Annotated in this window: 23 protein-coding genes, 1 tRNA gene and 2 pseudogenes; 14 read left to right on the top strand and 12 right to left on the bottom strand. The window is 61.8% G+C overall.

The features are described 5' to 3' along the window. Nucleotides 1-18: 18 nt before the first annotated feature. The 10 genes from F8N85_RS35625 to F8N85_RS26950 all read right to left on the bottom strand — a co-directional run bounded on the left by F8N85_RS35625 (nt 19) and on the right by F8N85_RS26950 (nt 10,099). The gene (locus F8N85_RS35625; protein ID WP_150806557.1) at nt 19-549 is read right to left on the bottom strand and encodes a type II secretion system protein; all 531 of its coding nucleotides are present in this window, start codon (nt 547-549) and stop codon (nt 19-21) included. An 8-nt stretch (nt 550-557) separates the two neighbouring features. Beyond that, the gene (locus tag F8N85_RS26990) at nt 558-1,790 is read right to left on the bottom strand and encodes a type II secretion system F family protein (RefSeq protein ID WP_150806556.1); all 1,233 of its coding nucleotides are present in this window, start codon (nt 1,788-1,790) and stop codon (nt 558-560) included. A 61-nt stretch (nt 1,791-1,851) separates the two neighbouring features. Next, complete coding sequence (locus tag F8N85_RS26985; protein WP_150806555.1) at nt 1,852-3,576, bottom strand: GspE/PulE family protein; 1,725 nt, start codon at nt 3,574-3,576, stop codon at nt 1,852-1,854. 18 nt (nt 3,577-3,594) lie between these two features. Continuing rightward, on the bottom strand, nt 3,595-4,998 hold the full coding sequence (locus tag F8N85_RS26980; protein WP_150806554.1) for a tetratricopeptide repeat protein: 1,404 nt from the start codon (nt 4,996-4,998) through the stop codon (nt 3,595-3,597). After that, on the bottom strand, nt 4,995-5,921 hold the full coding sequence (locus F8N85_RS26975; protein WP_150806553.1) for an ExeA family protein: 927 nt from the start codon (nt 5,919-5,921) through the stop codon (nt 4,995-4,997). The genes F8N85_RS26980 and F8N85_RS26975 overlap by 4 nt, the downstream gene beginning before the upstream one ends. A gap of 4 nt (nt 5,922-5,925) precedes the next feature. Continuing rightward, nucleotides 5,926-7,551 carry a pilus (MSHA type) biogenesis protein MshL gene (locus tag F8N85_RS26970; protein WP_150806552.1) on the bottom strand — a complete coding sequence of 542 codons (1,626 nt, stop codon included), beginning with the start codon at nt 7,549-7,551 and terminating at the stop codon, nt 5,926-5,928. Nucleotides 7,552-7,556: 5 nt separating this feature from the next. After that, nucleotides 7,557-7,889, bottom strand: coding sequence for a Type II secretory pathway component (locus F8N85_RS26965; protein ID WP_150806551.1), 333 nt, complete (start codon nt 7,887-7,889; stop codon nt 7,557-7,559). After that, nucleotides 7,882-8,559 carry a type II secretion system protein GspM gene (locus tag F8N85_RS26960; protein ID WP_150806550.1) on the bottom strand — a complete coding sequence of 226 codons (678 nt, stop codon included), beginning with the start codon at nt 8,557-8,559 and terminating at the stop codon, nt 7,882-7,884. The genes F8N85_RS26965 and F8N85_RS26960 overlap by 8 nt, the downstream gene beginning before the upstream one ends. Next, entirely contained in the window at nt 8,556-9,161 is a 606-nt protein-coding gene (locus F8N85_RS26955; RefSeq protein ID WP_150806549.1) for a PilN domain-containing protein, read from the bottom strand. The genes F8N85_RS26960 and F8N85_RS26955 overlap by 4 nt, the downstream gene beginning before the upstream one ends. Next, a complete protein-coding gene (locus F8N85_RS26950; protein WP_224795756.1) occupies nt 9,161-10,099 on the bottom strand; it encodes an MSHA biogenesis protein MshI in 939 nt (312 codons plus the stop codon). The genes F8N85_RS26955 and F8N85_RS26950 overlap by 1 nt, the downstream gene beginning before the upstream one ends. 213 nt (nt 10,100-10,312) lie before the next feature. Here F8N85_RS26950 and F8N85_RS26945 point away from each other — a divergent pair, with 213 nt between their 5' ends. The 9 genes from F8N85_RS26945 to F8N85_RS26905 all read left to right on the top strand — a co-directional run bounded on the left by F8N85_RS26945 (nt 10,313) and on the right by F8N85_RS26905 (nt 20,286). Further along, nucleotides 10,313-10,630, top strand: coding sequence for a Rieske (2Fe-2S) protein (locus F8N85_RS26945; protein WP_150806548.1), 318 nt, complete (start codon nt 10,313-10,315; stop codon nt 10,628-10,630). A 1,154-nt stretch (nt 10,631-11,784) separates the two neighbouring features. Next, on the top strand, nt 11,785-13,233 hold the full coding sequence (sufB, locus tag F8N85_RS26940) for a Fe-S cluster assembly protein SufB (protein ID WP_150806547.1): 1,449 nt from the start codon (nt 11,785-11,787) through the stop codon (nt 13,231-13,233). A gap of 15 nt (nt 13,234-13,248) precedes the next feature. Further along, on the top strand, nt 13,249-14,013 hold the full coding sequence (gene sufC / locus F8N85_RS26935) for a Fe-S cluster assembly ATPase SufC (RefSeq protein ID WP_150806546.1): 765 nt from the start codon (nt 13,249-13,251) through the stop codon (nt 14,011-14,013). Then, nucleotides 14,010-15,323 carry a Fe-S cluster assembly protein SufD gene (gene sufD / locus F8N85_RS26930; RefSeq protein ID WP_150806545.1) on the top strand — a complete coding sequence of 438 codons (1,314 nt, stop codon included), beginning with the start codon at nt 14,010-14,012 and terminating at the stop codon, nt 15,321-15,323. Before sufC ends, sufD begins: the two co-directional genes overlap by 4 nt. After that, entirely contained in the window at nt 15,320-16,597 is a 1,278-nt protein-coding gene (locus F8N85_RS26925) for a cysteine desulfurase (RefSeq protein WP_150806544.1), read from the top strand. The genes sufD and F8N85_RS26925 overlap by 4 nt, the downstream gene beginning before the upstream one ends. Next, nucleotides 16,594-17,052 (top strand): Fe-S cluster assembly sulfur transfer protein SufU, encoded by a 459-nt coding sequence (gene sufU / locus F8N85_RS26920; protein ID WP_150806543.1) that lies wholly within the window; start codon nt 16,594-16,596, stop codon nt 17,050-17,052. The genes F8N85_RS26925 and sufU overlap by 4 nt, the downstream gene beginning before the upstream one ends. 3 nt (nt 17,053-17,055) lie before the next feature. Then, the gene (gene sufT / locus F8N85_RS34650) at nt 17,056-17,898 is read left to right on the top strand and encodes a putative Fe-S cluster assembly protein SufT (protein ID WP_191636270.1); all 843 of its coding nucleotides are present in this window, start codon (nt 17,056-17,058) and stop codon (nt 17,896-17,898) included. Nucleotides 17,899-17,922: 24 nt separating this feature from the next. Further along, entirely contained in the window at nt 17,923-19,911 is a 1,989-nt protein-coding gene (locus F8N85_RS26910; protein ID WP_150806542.1) for a thioredoxin domain-containing protein, read from the top strand. Between the two features lie 36 nt (nt 19,912-19,947). Continuing rightward, complete coding sequence (locus tag F8N85_RS26905) at nt 19,948-20,286, top strand: carboxymuconolactone decarboxylase family protein (RefSeq protein WP_150806541.1); 339 nt, start codon at nt 19,948-19,950, stop codon at nt 20,284-20,286. A 177-nt stretch (nt 20,287-20,463) separates the two neighbouring features. Here the strand turns inward: F8N85_RS26905 and F8N85_RS26900 are convergent. Then, nucleotides 20,464-20,640 (bottom strand): annotated as a pseudogene (locus tag F8N85_RS26900) (GNAT family N-acetyltransferase); the annotation flags it as partial. Here F8N85_RS26900 and F8N85_RS26895 point away from each other — a divergent pair. From F8N85_RS26895 to F8N85_RS26875, 5 genes and pseudogenes are all read left to right on the top strand, one after another. After that, nucleotides 20,637-20,882 (top strand): annotated as a pseudogene (locus F8N85_RS26895) (SelB C-terminal domain-containing protein); the annotation flags it as partial. The pseudogenes F8N85_RS26900 and F8N85_RS26895 sit on opposite strands and share 4 nt — an antisense overlap. A 6-nt stretch (nt 20,883-20,888) precedes the next feature. Then, nucleotides 20,889-20,984, top strand: a tRNA-Sec gene (locus F8N85_RS26890). A gap of 136 nt (nt 20,985-21,120) precedes the next feature. Next, nucleotides 21,121-21,573, top strand: coding sequence for a YMGG-like glycine zipper-containing protein (locus F8N85_RS26885; protein ID WP_150806540.1), 453 nt, complete (start codon nt 21,121-21,123; stop codon nt 21,571-21,573). A gap of 293 nt (nt 21,574-21,866) precedes the next feature. Next, nucleotides 21,867-22,598, top strand: a complete 732-nt coding sequence (locus F8N85_RS26880; RefSeq protein ID WP_150806539.1) for a hypothetical protein — start codon at nt 21,867-21,869, stop codon at nt 22,596-22,598. Nucleotides 22,599-22,970: 372 nt separating this feature from the next. After that, nucleotides 22,971-23,273, top strand: a complete 303-nt coding sequence (locus F8N85_RS26875; RefSeq protein WP_150806538.1) for a hypothetical protein — start codon at nt 22,971-22,973, stop codon at nt 23,271-23,273. Nucleotides 23,274-23,618: 345 nt separating this feature from the next. Here F8N85_RS26875 and F8N85_RS26870 read toward each other — a convergent pair. Further along, nucleotides 23,619-24,161, bottom strand: a 543-nt coding sequence (locus tag F8N85_RS26870; protein WP_150806537.1) for a transposase, incomplete at its 5' end; no start/stop codon positions are given.

Below are 24,161 nucleotides of genomic sequence, written 5' to 3'. Positions count from 1 at the left end.
GATCCTTCTTGGGTTAATTCAGTTAATGGTATTGGATACGTCGCCGTTGCTGGCGTCGTAGGTAATTGCGCTGTTCTGGTTGTCTGGCTGATAGGTAAAGGTGCAGACCGTCCCGGAAGCTGTGGTGAGGTAATCGGTGCCTTCGCTGGTCCCCACCGTAGGCGCCGACGCTTGCAAAACGCTGCGAAAGACCTCGTTGCAGGTGCTTGCGCCCATGGCGGTAGTGGCCGCCGGCGTGCCCGTGGCCCCGGTCGCCACCGGCCAGCCATTGGCATTCACGTCGACGTTGTTGTTGCCAAAACCCTGCACATCGATCTGGCAGTTGAGCGGGGTACCGCAACTCCCGCTGCTACCGTGACGGTTGACTTCATACTGAGCGCGCACCAGCAAGATGGCTGACGCCAACGCCCCCCCGGTCCCCTTGACCTCGACGCGATGGGCGTCCTGGCTGACGTTGATAAAACGCGGCAGCGCAACGGCGGCGAGAATGCCGAGTATCAGGATCACCACCACCAGTTCGATCAGGGTAAAGCCCTGGTTTTTTTTCATCGTGAGCCTCATCCGTGGCCCTTGGCCGCCGAGGACAAATCCCACATGGGCAGAAACACGCCCAGGGCCAGGACCAGCACCATCACCCCCATGCTCACGATCAGGATCGGTTCGATGGCATCGGCCAGTTGCTTGAGGTCGTAATCCACTTCCTGCTCATAGAAATCCGCCACCTCGATAAACAGGTCGTCCAGGGCGCCCGTTTCCTCGCCGACCGCCATCATCTGCAGCACCAGCGGGGTGAACAGGCCGCTGGCAGTCGCCGTGCGAGTCAGTGCTTCGCCGCGCTCCACGCCCTCGCGCATGCTGAGGATCGCCCGGCCGATATAGCGGTTGCCGACGCTTGCGCTATTGATCGTCAAGGTCTGCAGCAGCGGCACCCCCGCGCGGTACATCATCGCGAACGTGCGGGTAAAGCGGCCCAGGGCGATGCGTTCAAACAGGCCGCCGACAATCGGCAGACGCAGCTTGATCCGGTCCCATTGCATCGCCCCTGCGTCGGTCCGGGTCCACGACGTGAACCCATAGATGCCTCCCGCCACCAACAACCCCAGCAGCCACCAGTAGTCCTGAAAGAACTGTGAGGTGCCGATCAATAAACGGGTGGCCCAGGGCAATTGCGCATGAAATTGCGCAAACACCTTGGCGAACGCGGGGATTACCAGCAAGTTGATAACGGTCAGGCCGACGCCCATGGCAATCAGCACAAACATCGGATAACGGGTAGCCTGCTTGATGCGCTTGCGTGTCTCGCGTTCCAGCTCCAGGTAAATCGCCAGCTGGCGAAAAGCCAGGTCCAGTTGCCCGGTGTTTTCGCCGACGCTGATCATGCTGATGAACAGGGTGCCAAATACCGAAGGGTGGGCATTCAGGGACACGGCCATGCTCATGCCACCCTCAAGGTCGCTGCGCACCTCCAGCAATACTTCGCGAAAGTAGCGATTGCGCTGGGATTCGGCCAAGCCGCCCATGGCGCGGATGATCGGCACGCCGGCTTTGCTCAGGCTGTGCATTTGCCGACAGAACATGATCAGCACCAGCAGATCGACTTTTTTACTGCGCAGACGTTCGGCCAGCACTGCAAGCCCGTTGGCGGTTTGGCCGGCCGCCGCTTCGATCGTCAGCGGGGTAATCTGCTGGGCCAGCAACTCGCTGGCCAGCGAGTCGGCGGAACCGCTATCGCGGCTGCCACTGACCTTGCCGCCCTTGGCATCGCGGCCGGTAAATCGATACAGAGTCATTGCGTCAGGCTACCTGCAAAGAAGACACGATGGGGGGAAGGGCGGTGCAAGACGCTATCCATCAGATCGGTGCCTCATCGGTCCGGGTGACGCAGACCTTCAGCACTTCCTCGATGCTGGTCAGTCCGGCCAATGCATAGTCCAGGGCACAGGTGGCGAGCGGGCGATAATGCGGGCTGGCGAGCGCCGCGTCGGCGAAGCCTTGTGGGTCGTCACGGCGCAGGGAGCTGATCATCGCCTCGTTCATTTCCAGCAATTCGAAAACCCCCAGACGCCCCGAATAACCGGTGTTATGGCACAGGTGGCAGCCAGAGCCGTGCTGGAATTCCTGCCCGGCCAATGAGGCGCCGTGCAGCTTCTCCAGCCAGACCAGTTGGTTCGGCTCGGGAACGTGCGGCCCGCGGCAGCTTTCGCAGACCCGGCGAATCAATCGCTGGGCCAGCACGGCGTTCAGCGCGGTGGCCACCAGGAATGGCTCCACCCCCATGTCGACCAGACGCAGGGCGGAGGTCGGGGCATCGTTGGTGTGCAAGGTCGACAACACCAGGTGGCCGGTCATTGCCGCGCGCAGCCCGATCTCGGCGGTTTCCTGGTCACGCATTTCCCCGATCAGCAGAATATCCGGGTCCTGGCGCAGGGCAGAGCGCAGCACACGGGAAAAACCGAGGTCGATCTTGGCGTTGACCTGGACCTGGTTGATCCTCGGCAACCGGTACTCCACCGGGTCCTCTACGGTGATGATCTTTTTCTGCGGAGTGTTCAGTTCGCTGAGCCCGGCATAGATAGTCGTAGTCTTGCCGGAACCGGTGGGCCCGGTGACCAGCACCAGCCCGAAAGGCCGCTGCAGCAACTGGCGAAACCGCGCGAGCATCGGCGCCGGCATGCCGCCCGCGTCGAGGCTGGTGATGCCGTGAGTCTGATCGAGCAGACGCATGACCACCGACTCGCCGTGCTGCACCGGCATGGTCGACATCCGCACGTCGATGGTGTGGTTCTTGACCCGGATATTGAAGCGGCCATCCTGGGGCAGGCGCTTCTCGGAAATGTCCAGGCCGGACATGATTTTCAGGCGCATGACCAGTGCCGAAGCCACCCGCGCTTCTTTCATGATGTGCTCGCTGAGCACGCCGTCGATACGCTGGCGAATGCGCAAGATACCCTCGCCGGGTTCGATATGGATGTCCGATGCTTTCATTTGCACGGCATCTTCAAACAGCGTTTTCAACAGCCGCACCACCGGGGCTTCGCTGTTGCTGTCGGCGCCCAGGGCGGACAGGTCGAAGTCGTTGTCCTTGAGTTCGCCTTCGAGTTCGCCAGCGATCAAGTCCATCTCGCTGGTGCGCCGGTACAGCATGTCGAGGGCCGCCAGCAGCTCGGCCTCACGGACCACCGCGGGCTGGACGCTGGTCTTGAGCAAGCGGTCCATCTCGTCCAGCGCGAACAGATCGAGCGGGTCGCTCATGCCCACCACCAGGCCTTCGCCCAACCGCGACAGAACGATGACCCGGAAGCGCCGGGCCACGGCTTCAGGCAGCGTTTGCACCAGGGCTTTGTCGAACTTGAAGTGCTTGAGTTCGATAAAGGAGATGTTCAATTGCTCGGACAATGCGGTCAGCAGCCGCACCTCGTCGACGAAGCCAAGGTCGACAACGGTCCGTCCGAGCTTGAAGCCGGTACGTTTTTGTTCCTGCAAGGCTCGCTGCAACTGGATATCGTTGAGTAGCCCGGCGTCGATCAGCAGGTCGCCAAGTCGCACCTTGCCCCGACGTATCTCTTCCTTATCCATTAAGCGTTACCCACCTAGTCACCTGCTTCCCAGCGCCAGTGCGCGATCACTGGCGAAGCGTCGAGCGCCATCGTCCAGACCTTGTCCTTGTTCGGCCAGGCGGTAATGGACCGCCGCCCTGGCCGAGCGATCCAGTCGCTCCAGAGCGATCGCCAGGCCTAACTGCCAGGCCGCCTGGCCGGGCCGCAATTTGATCATCTGCTCATACAGCGCGACGCTTTGTGGCCACTGCTCGGTCTGTTGGTAGCAGGCCGCGAGCAAGGCGTGGTAGATCAGGTCTTGCGCCAGTGGCGGGGCGTTCTGCTCCAGGGTCGCCACCGCGCCCCGGGCGTTGCCCGATTGCAGTTGGGCACGGGCCAGCAACAGGCGTAACTCGCTGTCGTTCGGCCACTGTTTCAAGCGCGGCGGTAACCACGTCAGCAGCAATGATTGTTGGCCGTCGGCCAGGTAGGCGCGGGCCAGTCCGCGCACGACATCCACGTCATTGCCCCGGGACGCCAGCAGGGCGTTGAGCTCACGGATGGCGCGCGGATAGTCGCCGTTCTGCAGGGTTTGCAGCGCCAGTGTCAGGGCGTCCGGCTGGTAGGTGGTGATATTCATCTGCGGCGGCCCACTGGCCACCGGTGGTTTGACCCGCGGGGCAGCAGGGGCGGGGCGAGGCTCTTGGTCTGCCGTCGGCACCGGCGCGTAGGCCCAGGCGGGCAGCGGTTCCTCGGCGCTGGCTGGATCGACCGCTGGCGTTTCAGCGAGCGGTTCTTCCATGCCCATCGGTGTGTCCGCCGCATCGGGGGTGGCGGTCTTCGTCGCCATCGGCACTTCGATCCACAGACGCCAATGATCGCCCGACGCCTCCAATCGATCGCGAACCTGGAGGTTGTCACCCAGCCCCGTCAGCAATACTTGCACGCCCTGGTTCAGGGCCTGAACGCGCCACGACAGACTGTGGCCGTCACGCTCCAGGCGGCCTTGGGGCTGTTCGGCGCCAAGTGCCGTGCTCAGTTGCACCCCCGGAAAGATGAGGGCCACCGAGCCGCTTTCATCACGACGCTGGTAGGTGGCCGAGCGGTCCAATAGCAGTTGCAGGACCAGACCATGGTCATCGTGCCGGGGCAGCACTTCCATCATATGAGCAGGGGCGAGCGACGGAGCGCTTTGGCTCGTGACAGGTGTGACAGGTACGACAGGCGCTATGGTTGCGACCTGCGGCGGTGCCACAGACTTCACCAGACGGTGGATCAGCAGCCCCGCGAGCACACCGATCAGCATGATCAGGATCAACCCGCCGACGATAATGCGCAGACGCCGAAAGCGCCGGGCATTGTCGGCCTCGTCAACGGCTACCAGACCGTCCAGCCGCGGCCGCTCGGAGGGTGCGGCACGGCGCCGCTCAAGGTCGCGGAGCATGTCATTGACCAGGCTCATACCAGGCTCTCCCAATACCGGGTCAACCAGAGCCCGACGGTGACCAGCAGCAACAATGACACAGAGGCAACGCGCCAGAGCGGTCGTAACGAACGGCCCGGCACAAACGGCAGAGCGCCTTCGGTATCCCGCTGGGCGCGTTGCACATGCCGGGTCATGACCTGGCGCCGGCCCTCGCCGTAGGCCGCCATCAGGGCTTTGTGCGCAAGAACATTGAGCAGCCTGGGAATTCCGCCGCTGTCGTGTACCAGTCGGCGTACTGCGGCCGGAGCAAACAGGGGCTCGCCGCGATAGCCGGCGACGGCCAGGCGCTCGTTCAGATAACGGGTGGTGTCTTTGAGGTCCAGAATGCGCAGGCAGTAGGAAAAGGTGATGCGCTGGCGAAGTTGGCGAAGGTCATTGCGCGCCAGAGTGGCATCCAGTTCCGGTTGGCCGAACAGCACCACCTGGAGCAATTTGGCCTGCTCGGTTTCCAGGTTGGTCAACAGCCGCAACGCTTCCAGCGTGCCCACGGGCAACCCTTGAGCTTCGTCGATCAACAACACCGTGCTTTTTCCGGACGCAGCCAGTTCGATCAACCGCCGCTGCAGGGCCTCCAGCACGCCCTGGGTATCCAACTCTTCAACGTCGGCGATATGCAGCTCGCGCGCCAGCGCCTGTCGCAGTCCAGTCGGGCTCAGGCCGGGGTTGGGCAGGTAGGCCAATTGATAGTGTTCGCTGTCCAGTTGCTTGAGCAGGGTGCGGCAGATCAGGGTCTTGCCGGTACCCACTTCACCGGTCACCTTGATGAAGCCTTCGCCTTCGCCCAAGGCAACATGCAGCAGGTTAAGGCACGCCTGATAGGGCGCCAGCCTGACCAGAAAGCCGGTATTGGGGGTAAGCGCGAACGGTTTCTCGCGTAGACCGAAGTAGGCTTCGTACATAGCCTTACCTGAGTTCCTTGAAGGTCTCGGCGGTTTTGCGCAAATCCCCCAGCCATACGTCGTCGTTGACCACTTGGGGGCGCATGAGGATCACCAACTCGCTTTTGTTCAGTGCCTTGCGCTGTTGCTTGAACAGGTTGCCGATGACCGGCACTTTGCTGAGCCATGGAATTCCAGCGTCGAGGTTCTCGCTATCGTTTTGCAGCAACCCACCGATCACGACGACCTGGCCGCTACGGGCTCGCACGATGGAATCGGACTGGCGGGTGGTCGACAACGCCAACGGCAGGTTCAGTACGGTGTCCTCGCTCAGGGTGATGATCTTGTTCTGATCGGTCACGCGGCTGACGGTCGGCCGTACGTGCAGGGTAACGACGTCGTGCTGATCGATCTGCGGGGTCACGTCCAGCGAGATGCCGGAAAAGAACGGGGTCAGCGTCACGTTCTGGGTCGGTTGGGTAATCCCGGCAACGGTGGTGGTTCCCGATGTCGACGACACATCAGTGACAAAAAATTCGTCGGAACCGACCTTGATGACCGCCTTCTGGTTATTGAGGGTGGAAATCCGCGGGCTGGACAGCACGCGCACTTCGCCCTGGGTTTCCAGCAGCTGGATCAGCCCGTTGAAGTCGCCCGTGCTGATGGTGCTGCTGAATACCCCGCCAACACCGACTGGGCCAGCCAGCGCCACGCCCGCCAGGCTGGTGCCTATATCGCCGCCCAGCTCGGTCCAGCTGATCCCGGCCTGGAAGTTTTCGGACAACTGAACTTCGAGAATCTTGGTTTCCAGCACCACCTGACGCTGCAGGTTGTGCTGCGCTTTTTCGAGAAAACGCGCGACGTTTTCCTGGTCGGCAGTTCTGGCACGAACCACCAGCAGGCTGGCCTGTGGATTGACCACCACATTGTTGCCGACCTCGTCACCGACGATCATCTTCACCACGACGTTGACTTCTTTCCAGAAGTCGACGTCGCTGGTAGTGGTGACCTGACTGGCATTCAGGGTAGACGCCGTGCTTTGGCCATTTTGTTGGTTAGTGCTGTTGCGATTGTTGCCGTTATTGCCGCCGTTATCGCCGTCAGTCCCCTGGTTATTGTTGTTGCTGGTCATCTGCCCCGCACTGACCCGGGTATCGGATTTTCCGAAGCGCTGCAGGTTCAGGTAATTGAGGTCATAGCTGCGGGTGATCATGCTGTTTGGCAGGATCTGATAGCCATAACTGGTGCGGCGAAAATCATAGCCGTAGGTATCTCGTACCGCGCTGAGCACTTCTTCGAGCGTGACCCGGCGCAGGCTGAACGTGATGTCGCCGGTGACCTCCGGGTGCACCACGAGGTTCTGCCCGGCACCTTGCATCAGGCTCAGGAAAAAGTCGCGCGCGGGCATGTCTTTGGCCGAGACGTCAAATCGCGGATCGCCGGTCGAGGACCCTTGCGCAATATAAGCAGGCAGCAACGCCGCCTGGACCGAAGGCGGAGGCACTACGCGTGCTTGTGCCTGTTGCAGGCTTTCGTTGAGCAACTGGTTGCTTTGGTTATAGAGCACCTGATCGCCACCTTTAAATGTCTGGCAGGCGGTCAGCAAGCACAAGAGACCAAGCAGGCCTGCGCCCGATAAGAACTTCAACATGGGCATTATCGGCTCGGTTGTAGAACAGGTTTGGCCAGGCGCAAGTATTCGCGTTTGCCGTGGCGTTCGATCAAAACAGTCTGGGGATTAATAGTCATTACGCGGGCATCGGCATGGGAGTCGCCGACGCGCAGGGTCTGGCCGTTGATGACTACCCGGCTGCCCCGCGGGCCCCACAGGATTTCTTGCAGCACCAGTGCCTGGACTTGTTCTCCAGGGACTGCCTTTGACGCCGGTGCATGGTTGGCGGGTGGTCGGGTCGGATCAAGGGACGCCGCGCCGGCGCCTTGGACGATGGCGCTGCATAGCAGCACACTGACGATCAGCCGTTTAAACACCGATCCACCCCACGTAGCGACTCAGCGTATACAACTGCAGGCTGATCTGTGCGTGCGCCGCACCGGCCTCGCCGACCCGATAGTCGAGGCTGTCCCAGTTGAGTTTCCACGGGGTGCCCTGAACGGCCTGCAAGTAACGCAGCAACTCGAAATAGCCGCCCTCCAGCTTCAGATGTACGCCATGCCGATACAAAACCACTGAGCTGGCCGGTGCGCGCGCTTTGGTGGTGTCGACTAAATCGGCGGACGGCAACTCGACGGGCGTGGTGAAACTCTCCAGGCTGACCAATTGCAGACCCGTTTGGGCCTTGAGCAAATCCTGAAGCACGGCGCGCATCTTGTTCGGAGAGATCAACTGTCCGGTGCTGTGGTCGATCTGCTCGAGCAATTTCGCGCTGTCGGTCGACGCCAAGAGCAGGGCGCGGTTGTAGGGGATGTTGGGGTCAGCCTCCAGTGCGGCGTGCAACTTGGCCAGAGTGGCCGCGGCTTCAAGGCCGCGGGCCTCGACAGCCTGGTATTCAGTCGTCTGGCTGGTGAGCCTGGCGGCGATCGGAGTGCCGACGAACTGCACATATAACAAGCCGCACACTGCAAGGCCGGCACCGTATGCCAACCATTGCTCTCTCGGGGCCAGGGCTTGCCAGCGTCGCAACCATGTGTCCATGTTCATGGGATGTCCTGTGGATCGGTAGCCCGTGAGGACAAGTCAAAATGGAATAACTGATCTTCACCGAGCCGCACATTGAAGCGTGCAAACTCACGACCCTTGAGCGCGGCGTTCTGACCCAGTCGCACCAGGTAATCGGGCAACAGTTGTTGATTCAGGCTGAGCCCCTGCAAGCGCATATGCGCCCCACCTTCGCTCAAGGAAATGGCATTAAGCCAAAGCCCGCTGGGCGGGTGTTGAGCGGCCAGTGCTGCGAGTGGTGCCACAAAGCCGATACGCTGCTGGTGTGCCAGCGTCTGCAGATAGCTGACCAGACGCGTCAAGGCACGGTTCCGAGCCTCCATGTCGGCCAGACGCAGGGGTAGTTGCGGATCAAGTACCGGCTGGACGAAGGTGGCCTTGGCCTCTTCGAGTTGGCGTAGCTGCTGTTGCTCCAGATTTTGCGCCTGGACCAACCGTGCAGCGCCGGCACGCAGTTGCCAGCCTTGCCAAGCGCCATGACACAGGCAGAGCAGGATAAGAATGGCCAGGCCACCCAGTAGTTGAGGTCTATGGGGTCCAGCGCGAACCGGTTTTTCTATTTGATAGAGATTGAGGTTTTGCATCAGGCAACCGTCTGGCGCAGTGCCGCGCCGACGGCTGTCATGCAGGAAGCCTGTGTCTGTTCATCCAGCTCTGCCGCGGGTTGTCCATCGAACAAGTCACGCAGATCCAGCGCCTGCAATTTAACCGTGAGTCGGCTACCCAGCGCTTCCAGGGCACCCTGGTTATCACCTTTCATGGGCAGCAACAGCAGACGGTTGATGTGTCCTTTGCCGAGTTGGCTTTCGAAATAATCAAGAGAGCGTTGGATCTCAAGCGTGGCCGAAGAAAAGTTCGGCCCGGCCTGTTCCAGACCATGCTCGATAGCACGCGCCATATACAAATCGGCGCCGCGCTGCACGCAAATCAGGCCACCGGTGGTACGCAGGCGGAGCATTGCGATGTTCAAATCCTCGGCGCCAGCCAACAAGCCGAGATTGCGAAAGGCCATTTCAGTGACGTCGATGCTCACGAGCTTGAGTCCGGCCTTTTTGATCAGGGTGCTCCAGCCTTCCATCCGCGCTTTGTCGAGTACGGCACAATAGGCCATGCGCGATCGGCCACGGTAGGCGTCCGCGGGCAGGGCGAACGCATCGACGACGAGATCTTCGAGGGGTTCACTGATCAGGTCCTTGATACGCCAGCGCATAGCGGCGCCCAGGTCTTGCGCGGGAACATCGGGGCATTCGAGAAGCAACATCTTGTATTCGGCGGGGTGCAACACGAGGTTGACCGGCAAGCCATCAAGCCCTGCCTCGCTGACCATGCTTTTTAATACGGCAAGCTGTTGTTCTGGCGCTGCTTCGCGGAAATGGCAGTGGAGTAGGCGGGGAGGCTGGTCGGAACTGCGTTGAATGTGGGCCAAGGCGATGCCGGTTGGACTTATCTCCATGCCCAGCAAGCTGCCCGCAGTGGTTTTAATACTTGAAAACCACATGATGACATTCAGTCCCTTGGCCAATCGAGGCATGCTAGTAGCGAAATAATACCATGTTCTGTAGGGCAATTCATTTACTTCGATGAGGGACCGTTTTAGCCGATTGGACTTCGGATGTATACCGACCGTCTAAACGGTGATTGAGACCTGAATGCTATATTGATAATCAAGAGCAGGCCGTCCAGCCGTTGGGTTTCGCGGCTCTGCGTCCTGCCGGTTGCACTCGGGAGTGGCACCATGAGTGAATTTGTAAAGGTCGCCAGCGTAGGCGATATCCAAGCGGGTACCGGCAAGACTGTGAACCTGGGGGGAACGCCTGTCGCGCTGTTCAATGTCGATGGCCGGTATTTCGCCATTCAAAACACCTGCCCCCATGAGGATGGCCCGTTGGGGGAGGGTACGCTCTGCGGCAGTGTCGTGACCTGTCCCTTTCATGCCTACGAGTTTGACGTGATCAGCGGTGAATGCCTGACGGAATCGGTCTATCACGTCGAGCGGTTCGAGGTTCGGGTGGAGGGTGATGACATTCTGCTGCGGGAGGCGGGGGATGTTTGATCTCGCAGATGTACCCTGATCCCCTATGGGAGCTGCGGTGCGGCGATCCGACTTGCCTGCGAAGGCGGCCTGGCAGCCGGCCTGGCTCTTGCGGATGTACCCCGATCCCCTGTGGGAGCTGCGGTGCGGCGATCCGACTTGCCTGCGAAGGCGGCCTGACAGCCGGCCTGGCTCTTGAGGATGTACCCCGATCCACTGTGGGAGCGAGCTTGCTCGCGATGACGGCCTGACAGCCGGCCTGGCTCTTGCGGGTGTACATATCCATTCCTGCGGTAACGGCCACTAATGGTTTCGCCCTTACGGCGCCTTCCTTTGGCAAACGCCCCAAAGGAAGCAAAGGTCTCGCCCCGAGCGTTCGGCCCCTCGCTAAGGCTCGGGGTTCCCTCGCTCCGGTGTCCATCAGGGGGCGCCGCAATGCGGCGGAGTCAGCTGCGCTGACGGCGCTACGCGCCACCCCCCTGATGAACACCTCCACTCGGCCTGCCGAAGGGGCGGGTAGATCAAGATCAAGATCAAAAGCCAGAGCCAAAGCGAGGCGGCCTACCGGCCGGCCTGTTTTTTGGCGCACGTGATGTCTTTGGGGGTTGCGGTGGGGCGCTTCGCTTTATCTGCGAAGGCGGCCTGACAGCCGGCCTGGCTCTTGAGGATGTACCCCGATCCACTGTGGGAGCGAGCTTGCTCGCGATGACGGCCTGACAGCCGGCCTGGCTCTTGCGGGTGTACATATCCATTCCTGCGGTAACGGCCACTAATGGTTTCGCCCTTACGGCGCCTTCCTTTGGCAAACGCCCCAAAGGAAGCAAAGGTCTCGCCCCGCGCGTACGGCACCTCGCTAAGGCTCGGGGTTCCCTCGCTCCGGTGTCCATCAGGGGGCGCCGCAATGCGGCGGAGTCAGCTGCGCTGACGGCGCTACGCGCCACCCCCCTGATGAACACCTCCACTCGGCCTGCCGAAGGGGCGGGTAGATCAAGATCAAGATCAAAAGCCAGAGCCAAAGCGAGGCGGCCTACCGGCCGGCCTGTTTTTTGGCGCACGTGATGTCTTTGGAGCTACCGCAGGCCCCCATCCCTTTATCTCGCACGCGCCGCGAGATAAAGGGATGGAGTATAGTTAAAACCATTGAATCGTCCTGCCAGCAGCAGGAGGAGTCAGCGATGAGCACTGACAATGCCGGGATCCGCGAACTCAGCGGCCAGGCGTATAAATATGGCTTTGTCTCCGATCTCGAGAGCGATGAGGCCCCGCGCGGGCTCAACGAAGACGTTATCCGCCTGATCTCGACGAAGAAGAATGAGCCGCAATGGCTGCTCGATTGGCGCTTGAAGGCCTATCGCCACTGGCTGACGATGCGTGAGCCCAGTTGGCAGAATGTCCGTTACGCGCCTATCGACTACCAGAACATCATTTATTACTCGGCACCCAAGCCGAAAACGCCGGGGCCCAATAGCCTTGACGAGGTCGATCCCGAGCTGCGCGAGATGTTTGGCAAACTTGGTATTTCGCTTGCCGAGCAGGAGCGCCTGACCGGGGTCGCGGTGGATGCCGTGGTCGATTCGGTCTCGGTGGCGACCACTTTCAAGCACAAACTCGCCGAGGTCGGGGTGATTTTCTGCTCCTTTTCCGAAGCCGTGCAGAATCATCCGGAGCTGGTGCGCAAGTACCTGGGTTCGGTGGTTCCCTACAGCGACAACTTCTTTGCCACGCTGAACTCGGCGGTGTTTTCCGATGGCTCTTTCTGCTATGTGCCCAAGGGCGTGCGCTGCCCAATGGAACTGTCGACTTACTTTCGCATTAACGCCGCCGATACCGGCCAGTTCGAGCGCACGCTGATCGTCGCCGAGGAGGGCGCCTACGTCAGCTACCTCGAGGGCTGCACTGCGCCGATGCGCGACAATAACCAGCTGCACGCGGCGGTAGTCGAGCTGGTGGCGCTGGATAACGCCCGGATCAAGTACGCCACGGTGCAGAACTGGTACCCGGGCGATGCACAAGGACTCGGCGGGATCTTCAACTTCGTCACCAAACGCGGTAAATGCGCAGGCGCGCACTCGAAGATTTCCTGGACTCAGGTCGAGACCGGCTCAGCCATCACCTGGAAGTACCCGGGGGTGATTCTCCAGGGCGACTATTCGGTCGGCGAGTTTTACTCGGTGGCCCTGACGGCCAACTACCAGCAGGCTGACACCGGCACCAAGATGATCCACATCGGCCGGCACACCCGCAGCACCATCCTTTCCAAGGGCATCAGCGCCGGTCATGGGCAGAACACCTACCGCGGACTGGTGAAGATCCAGAAGGGCGCGACCGGTGCGCGCAACCATACGCAGTGCGACTCCCTGCTGCTGGGCAGCCAGTGTGGCGCCCACACCTTCCCGTATGTCGAGGTGAAGAACCCGAGCGCCCAGGTCGAACACGAAGCCTCCACGTCGAAGATCAGCGATGAGCAGCTCTTCTACTGTCGCCAGCGCGGCATCAGCGCGGAGGACGCAGTGCCGATGATCGTCAACGGTTTCTGCCGCGAGGTGCTCAAGGAACTGCCGATGGAGTTCGCGGTGGAAGCCCAGAAATTGCTGGGCGTGAGCCTTGAGGGCTGTGTGGGCTGAGGCCCGGGGTGGAGCATGCTCGAGATCAATGATCTGCACGCCAGCGTCGAAGGCCGTGAAATCCTGCGGGGTATCACGTTGCGGATCGACGCCGGCGAGGTGCACGCGATCATGGGGCCCAACGGCTCCGGCAAAAGCACCCTGGCTCAAGTGCTGGCGGGCCTCGACACCTACGAGGTCAGCGGCGAGGTACTCTACGAAGGCCAGGATCTGCTCGCCATGCCGGCGGAAGCGCGCGCGGTCGCCGGGATCTTCCTCGCGTTTCAATACCCGGTGGAGATCCCTGGCGTCGGCAACCTGTACTTCCTGCGTACGGCCCTCAACTCCGTGCGCAAACAGCGCGGGCTCGAGGAACTCGACGCGATGGATTTCCTCGAGCTCGCCAAAGAGCGCATGGCGCTGGTCGAGATGGACCAGAGCTTCATGAATCGCTCGGTCAACGTCGATTTCTCCGGTGGCGAGAAAAAGCGCAACGAGATCTTCCAGATGGCGATTCTGGAACCCCGACTGGCGATCCTCGACGAGACGGACTCGGGTCTCGACATCGACGCGCTGCGGATAGTCGCGGCCGGCATCAACGCGCTGCGCAGCAAGGATCGCGCGTTGCTGGTCATCACCCACTACCAGCGACTGCTCGACTACATAGTCCCCGATCGCGTCCACGTCATGGCCAACGGCAGGATTGTCCAGTCGGGCGGCAAGGAGCTGGCCGTCGAGCTTGAGAAGCACGGCTATGCGAGCTTCGAACAAACTCCGCCAGTGCCCGGAGCCGGGCCATGAACACCGCGGCGAGTGAAGCCTTTCTGAGCCGACTCCAGCCCGGCACCGATTCCCCGCATCCTGCCTGGCTGCAGGCGTTGCGCCGCGCGGCATTTCAATGGGTCGCCGAACAAGGCTTTCCCACGGCCAAGGACGAAGCCTGGAAGTACACACGCGTCGCGCCCATTCTGGAGATCCCTTTCCAGCCAGCCAAGCCGGACACGAACCCGCAGCTGTGCGCCGCCAGCGTCGAGCGGCTGGTCGGCGATTACGGCGGTCCAAGGCTGGTCTTCGTCAATGGCTATTTCGCCGCCGGGCTCTCGACGCTGGAGCGGCTGGCCCCAGGCACTCAAGTGACCCATCTCGCGCCGCTGCTGCGTGCCGACCGCGAGGCGCCTCTGTTCGCGGATGCGTTCCGCGCCCGACCGCAGGCGTTCACGGCGCTCAATGCGGCGTTCGCCGAGGATGGAGCACTGGTGCAGATCCCCGCTGAGACCAGGGTCGATGAACCGATCCACCTGGTGTTCCTCTCGGCCCCGGGCCCCACGCCGCGGGCCAGCCATCCTCGCGCCCTGGTGCGGGTGGGGGCCGGCAGCCGGGCGATCCTGGTGGAAAGCCACGTCGGCAGCGCGGGCGAGGTCTACCTCAGCAATGCCGTCAGCGAGGTGCTACTCGATGCAGGCGCGGCGCTTGAGCACTACAAGGTGCAGAACGAAAGCACGGCGGCTTTCCATGTCGCGCTGCTCAGCGTGCGCCAGGCCCGGGACAGTCACTTTACCGCGCACTCCTGGGCACTGGGGGCGGCGCTGGCACGCCAGGAGGTGCGAGTCGTGCTCGAGGGGCCCGGCGCGGAGGTCGTCCTGAACGGCCTCTACCTGCCACGGGGCAAGCAGCACCTGGATAACCAGACGACCATCGAGCACCTGGCACCGCGCTGCACCAGCCGCGAATTCTATAAAGGTGTGATGGATGATCGCGGGCATGGCGTCTTCGACGGGCGAATCATCGTGCATCCGGGCGCGATGAAGACCGATGCCAGTCAGACCAACAAGAATCTCTTGTTGTCGGAGGTGGCCCAGATCAATACCCAGCCACGGCTGGAGATATTCGCCGATGACGTCAAGTGCGCCCATGGTGCCGCCGTCGGTCAACTGGATGAGCAGGCGCTTTTCTACCTGCGCTCGCGGGGGATTTCCCTGGCGATGGCGCGGTCTGTACTGACCTTTGCGTTCGTCAGCGAGATGCTCGAGCTGATTCGCCTGGAACCGCTGCGCGCCGATGTGCAGCGACTGGTCACCGCGCAGCTGCAGCGCCTGGAGGTGTTGGTATGAGCGAGCTCGAAAGCAGCCTGCAGGCATTGCCGAAACAGCTCTTGCCTGCGTCAGGTTATGACGTCGAGCGGGTGCGCCAGATGTTCCCGATCCTTGCGCAGCAGATCTATGGCAAGCCGCTGGTTTACCTCGACAGCGCCGCGACCAGCCAGAAGCCGCTGGCGGTCATAGAAGCAATGTCGCACTTCTTCTTGCGGGAGAACGCCAACGTGCACCGTGGCGTGCACTACCTCTCGGTGCGCGCCACCGAGGAGTATGAGAAGGCACGGGCCAAGGTCCAGGGCTTCCTCAATGCCGAGCAGGTCGAAGAGATCGTTTTCGTCCGCGGCACCACCGAAGCGGTCAATCTGGTGGCGCAAACTTATGGCAAGGCTCAGGTCCGCGCGGGCGACGAAGTATTGATCAGCGCTATGGAGCACCACTCGAACATCGTGCCCTGGCAAATGCTCTGCGAGCAAACCGGTGCCCGGCTGCGAGTGGCCCCCATCAATGATTCCGGAGAACTGCTGCTCGATGAGCTGGAACGGCTGATCGGGCCCAGGACCCGGCTGCTGGCCGTCACCCATGTGTCGAATGTGCCCGGCACCATCAACCCGATCCGACGCATCGTCGAACTCGCCCACGCCCGGGGCGTACGGGTGCTGGTCGACGGCGCCCAGGCGGCCCCGCACCTCGAGAAGGTTGACGTGCGCGCGCTGGGCTGCGACTTCTACGCGCTGTCGGGGCACAAGATGTACGGTCCCACCGGCATTGGCGTGCTCTACGGCCGTCACGAGCTGCTCGAGGCCATGCCACCTTATCAGGGCGGCGGCGACATGATCCTCTCGGTCAGCTTCGAGAAGACCGTCTACAACAAACCGCCGTACCGCTTCGAAGCAGGGACACCGAACATGGCCGGGGCGATTGGCCTTGGCGCGGCGATCGATTTCATCGGCGAGCTGGGGCCCGCCGCTATCGCCGCCCACGAGCAGAGTGTGCTGGCCTACGCGACGAAGGCGCTGACAGCGGTGCCCGGCCTCAGGCTGATCGGCACCGCGGCGCAGAAAGTCGGGGTCCTCTCGTTCGTCCTCGATGGCATCCATCCACACGATATCGGGACCATCCTCGACCGCGAGGGGATCGCGATTCGTACCGGGCACCACTGCGCCCAACCCTTGATGAACCGCTTCGGTGTGGCCGCCACCGCCCGCGCCTCGCTCGGCTGCTACAGCACCGAGCAGGATATCGATGCGCTGGTGACGGGCCTGGCCAAGGTCCAGGAGGTGTTCCGATGAGCGGCGATGAGCTGCGCGACCTCTACCAGGACGTGATCATTGACCACGGCAAGCGACCGCGCAATTTCCGCAAGCTCGAGGACGCTACCCATACGGCGGAGGGCTTCAATCCGCTGTGTGGCGATCAGCTGAGGATCTATATCAAACTCGCGGGCGGGGTGATCGAGGACATCGGCTTCCAGGGCGTCGGCTGCGCCATTTCCCAGGCCTCGGCATCCTTGATGACCCTGGCGGTCAAGGGCAAGAAGCCGGAGGAGGCGCTGGCACTCTTTGCCCGGGTGCATACGCTGCTCACCGAAGGGCCCAACGCCCGAGTGGTGCCCGCGGAACTCGGCAAACTCGCGGTGCTTTCCGGAGTCTGGGAATTCCCGGTGCGGGTCAAGTGCGCCACCCTGGCCTGGCACACGCTGCGCAGTGCCCTCGAAGGCAGCGACGCACAGGTCTCGACGGAGTAAGCCATGACAGCCGAACCAGCCATCCCCAAGATCCGCCTCAGCGATTCGGCGCAGCAAATCCTCGGTGCCGCCCTGGCGGATGGTAGCGGGGACTCGGTACGACTCAGGATCGACGAGGGCTTCGCCCATGAGTTTCTGTTCGAGCCCGGCGTCGAGGGCGATATCGTCGTCGAAACCGACTACGGCATCAGGCTGCTGCTCGATCCCGCCAGCGCAGGGCGAGCCGATGGCCTGTCCATCGACTTTGCGTATGAGCTGCAAGGCGCCGGCTTTCATTTCGACAACCCGAACCAGCCTGGCCATCCCCAACCGATCGAGCTCACGCGGGACTGCGCGGCGACCCTGATTCCTCATGGGGATCGGCTGCAGCTTAAGCGCGGCGAGCGCGTGATGGTGGCCCAGGCACTCGGTGGCAGCATCACGGTGCAGATCGTCGGCGGCCGGCTGGCAAGGATTGCTGCCGAGGACGCCGATGCCCTGGGGCTGGAGGCTCCTCAGTCTCAGCCCCGGCCCCGGCCGGCGCTCAGCGGCGCCTTCGACATCCAGCAGGTGCTGGACAGGCTGCGCACCGTCTACGACCCGGAGATTCCGGTCAACGTGGTCGATCTCGGGTTGATCTACCAGTGCCACGCCTCGCCGCTCGCCGATGGCGGCCAGCGCGTCGAGATCAAGATGTCGATGACCGCGCCCGGTTGCGGGATGGGCGACGTGCTGAGGGAGGAGGCACGCGCCAGGGTCCAGAGCATTCCCGGAGTCAGTCAGGTCGAGGTGGAGATCGTCTGGGAGCCGCCCTGGGATCAAAGTCGCATGTCCGAGGCGGCCCGCCTGCAGTTGGGCCTGCTGTGAGGAACCCATTGTGAGGATGCAGCCATGAGCAATCGGCTCGCCAAGGAAACGTCGCCCTACCTGCGCCAGCACGCAGAGAACCCCGTTGATTGGTATCCCTGGGGTCAGGAGGCGTTCCAGCGTGCGCGCGACGAGGACAAGCCCGTCCACCTGTCGCTGGGTTACGCCGCCTGTCACTGGTGTCACGTGATGGCCCACGAGTCGTTCGAGAACCCGGAGATCGCGCGCCTGATGAACGAACGCTTCATCAACATCAAGGTCGACCGCCAGGAGCGGCCTGACCTCGACGACATCTATCAAAAAATAGTGCAGATGATGGGGCAGGGTGGCGGTTGGCCACTGACGGTGTTTCTCACCCCGCAGCGTGAGGCGTTCTTCGGCGGCACCTATTTTCCACCGCGGGAAAGCTATGGCAGGCCTGGATTTGACCAACTTCTGCGCGGTCTGAGCGAGGCCTGGCAAAACAACCGAGAAGCGCTGCGGCAGAACGTCGAACAGTTCCTCCAGGGTTACCACGCCATGGACAGGCAAATGCTCGAGGGCGATACGCCGCTGGAGCCAGACCAGCCGGCCGCCGCTGCCCGGCTGTTTGCCAGGAACACCGACCCGGTGCACGGTGGCTTGGGCGATGCACCGAAGTTTCCCAACGTGGCCTGCCATGATCTGGTCCTGCGCCTTTATCCGCGCCTGCACGAGCCGGACTTGCTGCGCTCTCTGGAACTGACCCTGGATCAGATGGCCGCCGGTGGGCTCTACGATCACCTGGGCGGCGGTTTCGCTCGCTACTGCGTGGATGAGCGCTGGGCCGTACCGCATTTCGAAAAAATGCTCTACGACAACGGCCAGCTGGTAAAGCTCTATGCCGACGCCTACAGGGCAACCGGCAAGCCTGCCTGGCGGCGGGTGTTCGAGGAAACGATCGACTACATCCGGCGTGACATGACTCACCCCGAAGGCGCTTTCTACGCCAGCGAGGACGCCGACAGCGAGGGCGAAGAAGGCAAGTTCTATGTATGGACGCCCGCGCAGGTGCAGGCCGTCCTCGGCGACCCGGACGCCGCGCTAGCCTGCCAGGCCTATGGCGTGACCGCCAGCGGCAACTTCGAGCATGGCACCACCGTGCTGCACCGCGCAGCCGTACTGGACGCGGCGCAAGAAGTGCAACTGGCGGGTCTGCGCGACAGGTTGTTGGCAGCGCGGGGCCAGCGCATTCGTCCGGGACGCGACGAGAACATCCTCACCAGCTGGAACGCGTTAATGATCCAGGGCCTCTGCGCCGCCTACCAGGCGACCGGAACCACGACCCACCTGGACGCCGCGCGGCGCGCCGCGGATTTCATTCTGGATCGCCTGTCGACTCCCGAGGGTGGCCTGTACCGGGCCTGGCGGGAGGGCACGGCCAAGGTTCCAGGCTTCCTCGAGGACTACGCCTTCCTCGCCAACGCCTTGCTCGATCTCTACGAGTGCGATTTCGACCCGCGTTATCTCGAACGCGCCACGCAGCTGGTCGAGCAGATCCTCGAGAAATTCTGGGAGGACGGACTCTATTTCACCCCCAGCGATGGCGAGCCGCTGGTGCACCGGCCACGGGCGCCGCAAGACAATGCCTGGCCATCGGGCACCTCGACCAGCGTATTCGCGTTCTTGCGCCTCCATGAACTGACCGGCCGCGAGCTGTACCGCGAGCGCGCCGAGCAGGTGTTTGCGATGTACCGCGCCGCGGCCGCCCAGAATCCCTTCGGCTTCGCCCATCTATTGGCGGCGCAGGACTTCGTCCAGCGTGGCCCGATCAGCATCGTCATCGCCGGCGCACGCTCGGCGGCCAGTGCCCTGGTGGCGGGCCTGCAGCGCCGCTACCTGCCAGCATGGGTCCTGGCTTTTGCCGAGGATGTGCCCATTGGCGCAGACCGGCATATGCTCAAAGGGCAAACCACTGCCTATGTGTGCCGAAACCGCACCTGCGAACCCCCGGTGACCAGCGCGGCGGAGCTGGTAGAGCGCTGCGTGAAGTGAAAGGCGAGAACTAATATCCAACGCGAGGAGACAACGATGGAAAGCAAGAAGGAGCACAACATCTACCAACGTCTCAAACAGCAATACCCGGATTACTTTGGCGCGGTGCAGGCCTTGGGTGCGGCTGCACATCATGCCGGCCCGCTGGACGAGAAGGTTGTCCAGCTGATCCAGCTCGCTGCCGCCGCGGCCATCCGCTCCGAGGGCGCGGTGCACAGTCATACCAGGCGGGCACAGGAAGCGGGCGCCACGACAGAGCAGATCCATCACACGCTGATTTCACTGACGAGCACGATTGGTTTCCCGACCGTCGTTGCGGCCTTGAGCTGGGCGGACGATGTGATTGGGGGCACAAGCAAGTTTGTGGCTGAGTAATACGTCAGTGGGGGTCGAGGATGTGGAAGACTTGCGGGCGGATCTGGCTCAGGCATTGGAGCGGGTTTGAAGGGTCGATAGCAGTACAATCGGGTCCTCGATCAGGACCCGCTATTGCGCCAACATCCTCTCCATAATGATCGTGCGCTCGGCACCATGAAATTCATGACGTGTTTTTCAATAGCCCAGCCTGGCGTAAAAGCCTTCGGCCGTGATCGATGAGGGCACGTGCAAAGCATCAAGTCCCGCACTGATGGCGGCTGAATGAATGACAGCCATGAGTTGCCTGCCAATTCCGCCACCTTGAAACTGCGGGTCGACAAATACGCTTCTTACAACGTCTCGATCGACACCAAGTAGTGCGTGACCTGTTTTACGCTGACGCCACGGTGCGCCAATTGGCGGCTATGCTGGTGCAACTGGTTGCTGATAACCCGGTGATTGAGGCCTCGGCGTTTCGCGACAGGGTCGGCCTGGGCCGCAAGCGCAGCATTCAGATACTCGAGTTCTTCGACCGGATCGGCTTGACCCGACGGCTTGGCGACCAGCGCCGCCTCCGCGCGGACAATGCACTGGCACAGCGGACCGAAGGCTAACCTCAAGGAAGGCAATCGCGCCCGGTGGCGCGGCCGGGCTTCAAACCCGGTTGGGGACGGCAGCCGTTCCCGGGCAGGTTCGACTCCCGCAGCCTTCCGCCATTTCGCGCAGATCCCGTTGAGCACCAGGTTTACAATTTTTCAGCACAAAGCCCAACAATCACCAGGTGCGATGTCGTTACCTGCCTGTCCCCCGACCCAGTCCTCTGCGGAGCGCTGGGCCTTGTCGGAGGTTGTCATGAATAGGTTATCGTCCCTTAGTCTGTGCCTCACCTTGTCGCTTGCCGGCACTCAAGGCTGGGCGGAAACAGTCGTGCCCATCAAGGGCCAGACTTCGCAACAAATCCAGCTGGACATCACCGACTGTCAAACCGTGGCTGCCAGCCAGAGCTCCGCGACCGCGCCGCCTGCCGGGGGCAGACTTCGTGGAGCCGCCGTTGGCGCCGCTGCCGGGGCGGCTGGCGCGCAGGTACGAGGACGTCAGCATGACGAGTTTTATGAGGGTGTCGATGACGACGTGAAGCAGGACTATCGCCAGGATCGCGCCCAGGAAACTGCAGTGGCTGGAGCCGTGGTGGGTGGTTCGCGCCAGCGTCAGGAACGCCGGGCGCAGGAGAAGACCAGTGCGACGACCAGTGCAACGGCCTATACCAGTTGTCTGCAGGGGCGGGGGTATCAGGTTAACCCTTGAGCGTGGAGTTCAAGGCGAATGGGACGGGATTTATCGCCCTGACCAGGCTCCAACTGCCAGAAGCTGGTAATCCTCGCTGACGCCTGGCGTTCAACAAACGCCCGCGAAGCAGAGCGCTGGTTTTCGAAATCAGGGTCGGAAGGTGCACGCTTGGGGCGAGAAGGGCTTTTCAATAAAATATTACAAATCTAATATAATTTGAAAAAATCACACGCCTTGCAATGACTCCATGGGCCTGGCTTTCCAGGTGAGGCGTCATGCCGGATCCACGCAGAAACAAAGAGGACACAACCATGAGTGAACAGAAGCGTGAACTGCTCGATCAGGTACTGATCGCCCATGGTGGTCTCGAACGCCGGAACCGGTTCACTACCGTTCGCGCCAGCCTGGTGACGGGCGGCTTGCTGTGGGGCATGAAAGGGCTGACGCAGGACAGCACGCCACGCCAGATGACCGTCTGGCTGCATGAGCAGAGAGCCTCGGTGATGCCTTTCGGGGCTCTTGATCAGCTTACCGCCTTCACGCCGGATCGAATCGCCATTGAAAAGACCGACGGGCAGGTGGTCGCCGAGCGCCTGGCGCCACGGGAGTCCTTTCGTGGCCATGGGGAGACGACACCCTGGGATCCACTGCAGCGGGCGTACTTCAACGGTTATGCGCTCTGGTCCTACTTGACCATGCCCTTTGCGTTCACCTTGCCAGGTGTCGTGGCCGAGGAAATCGAGCCCTGGCAAGAGGGCGCACAGCGATGGCGCCGCTTGCGGGTGCGCTTTCCCGAAAGCATCGCTACCCACTGCGCGGTACAGGATTTCTATTTCGGTGAGGATTACCTGCTTCGCCGGCACGACTACAACGTCGACGTCAGTGGTGGCCTGCCGGCGGCCCAGTACGTCCATGACTACGTAGAAGCCCAGGGGCTGCGCATGCCGAGCAAGCGACGGGCTTATCGGCGCGGGGCGGATGGGGAGGCGGACAAGGACGCGTTGCTGGTGGCTATCGACCTCAGTGAAATCACCTATTCGTAGTGGATTGCGCATTTGGCCGATGAATGAAACCAGGTCTGAATGATCGTGCCCACGCGGGAACGATCATTCAGTAGCGCACAACTTTCCAAGACGTTTCCTACAACGTACCCTGTTGCCGCGTTTCAGCATCGACCCCTATAGTTCGGGCTCGCGGAAAAGACCGCGAACGACCTTGGCCGGTCGAATGCAGGAACGCTCAGCGTCCCCAACACCTTTCAGGCGATGTATGTCTGAAACGTTGTGTTATGGCGGCTGTGCGTGGGACACCTTCGGGTGTGCCGGTTCCTGTACCCGGTCGGCCAACCCGCGTACGGCTGCCACCTTTTTCGTTTGGCCGCGAATGGTGGTTGCTCTAATTACAGGAGTTACACCATGTTCGACCAAGTCATGCCCCGTTACCTCCCCATCGACACCTACGACGCCGAAAACCCGGTACTCTTCATCAATACCCACCAGGCACTCAGCGACATGGCCGCCTGCGCCATGCATCGTTTCACCGTGGTTCGCGATCTGACGGACACCTTGTCCAGCCTCAACCTCAAAGACATTTCCGACTGTGACCTCACCCGCATCACCCGGGCGGTGCATCTACTGACGCGCGAAGGCTGCGCCGTGCTGGATGTGATTCAGGCTCGGCTGTTGCAGCGGGAGGAAGGGTTCAAGACTGCGATGTAGCGCTGTAGCGCTGTAGCGACGGACGCTGTGGCTCACATTGCGCACAACTCCTGTGGCGAGGGGGCTTGCCCCCGTTGGGGCGCGCAGCGGCCCTAAAACCTGCAAACCGGTTCTGCCAGACACATCTCATGTGCTGGTTTTACGACTGCTTCGCAGCCGAACGGGGGCAAGCCCCATAGGCGCTAACCAAATCTCTCGCTCCATAGCTCATCTTGCTGGTATCCCCGCTTTTTTCGCGGGGATTCGCGCAGTGCACGACTGAAGTAATCCCATTTCTCAAGACACGTAAACAACGACAAGCGGGGACTGATCACGCTACAAAGCAACCAATGGATAAAGGCCATTTCACGCCAGCGACAACGCCTCTGAGCCACGTTTTCTTGAATGCCCCTCGCTCTCGACAGGGGAAAAATGCTCGCCTGTGGCGATCAACCGCTCAATAAGGCAAGCCACTAATAATTTCCCTTGCAGCCAGGCTTTCGCGCCTTCCGGGTTTTTCTTTCTCAAGCGCGATAACCCTAGCAATGACTTCATCCGCTTGAACGCCAACTCCACCTGCCAGCGGTGCCGATAAAGGGCCAAGACCTCTTGCGCACTCAGGCAGTCCAAGGTCGTGACCACCACAACGTAGCCTGCTGCCTCCACTGTCTGTGATTGAAGCTGCTTCTGTTTTTGCTTTTTTTGTGCAGTTCTCTGTAACTTGCGCTCGCTTTCCATCCTTTGTTCATCCGTCTTGCGGTATGCACACACGCGTACCGCAATATCCCCTTTCGAGCCTTGCATCACCGCTGGCCATTCACCCGTTTGCCCTGCCTGCAAGGTGCGTAACTGCGGCAGTTGCTCAAAGCGCGACCCTTGCTCATCCGTCAGCGGCAGGCTGCTCAGGTT

This window comes from Pseudomonas fluorescens, assembly GCF_902497875.1.
Classification (GTDB): domain Bacteria; phylum Pseudomonadota; class Gammaproteobacteria; order Pseudomonadales; family Pseudomonadaceae; genus Aquipseudomonas; species Aquipseudomonas fluorescens_BR.
The sequence above is the reverse complement of the archived record's forward strand: the minus strand, read 5'-3'. Positions and strand labels throughout refer to the sequence as shown.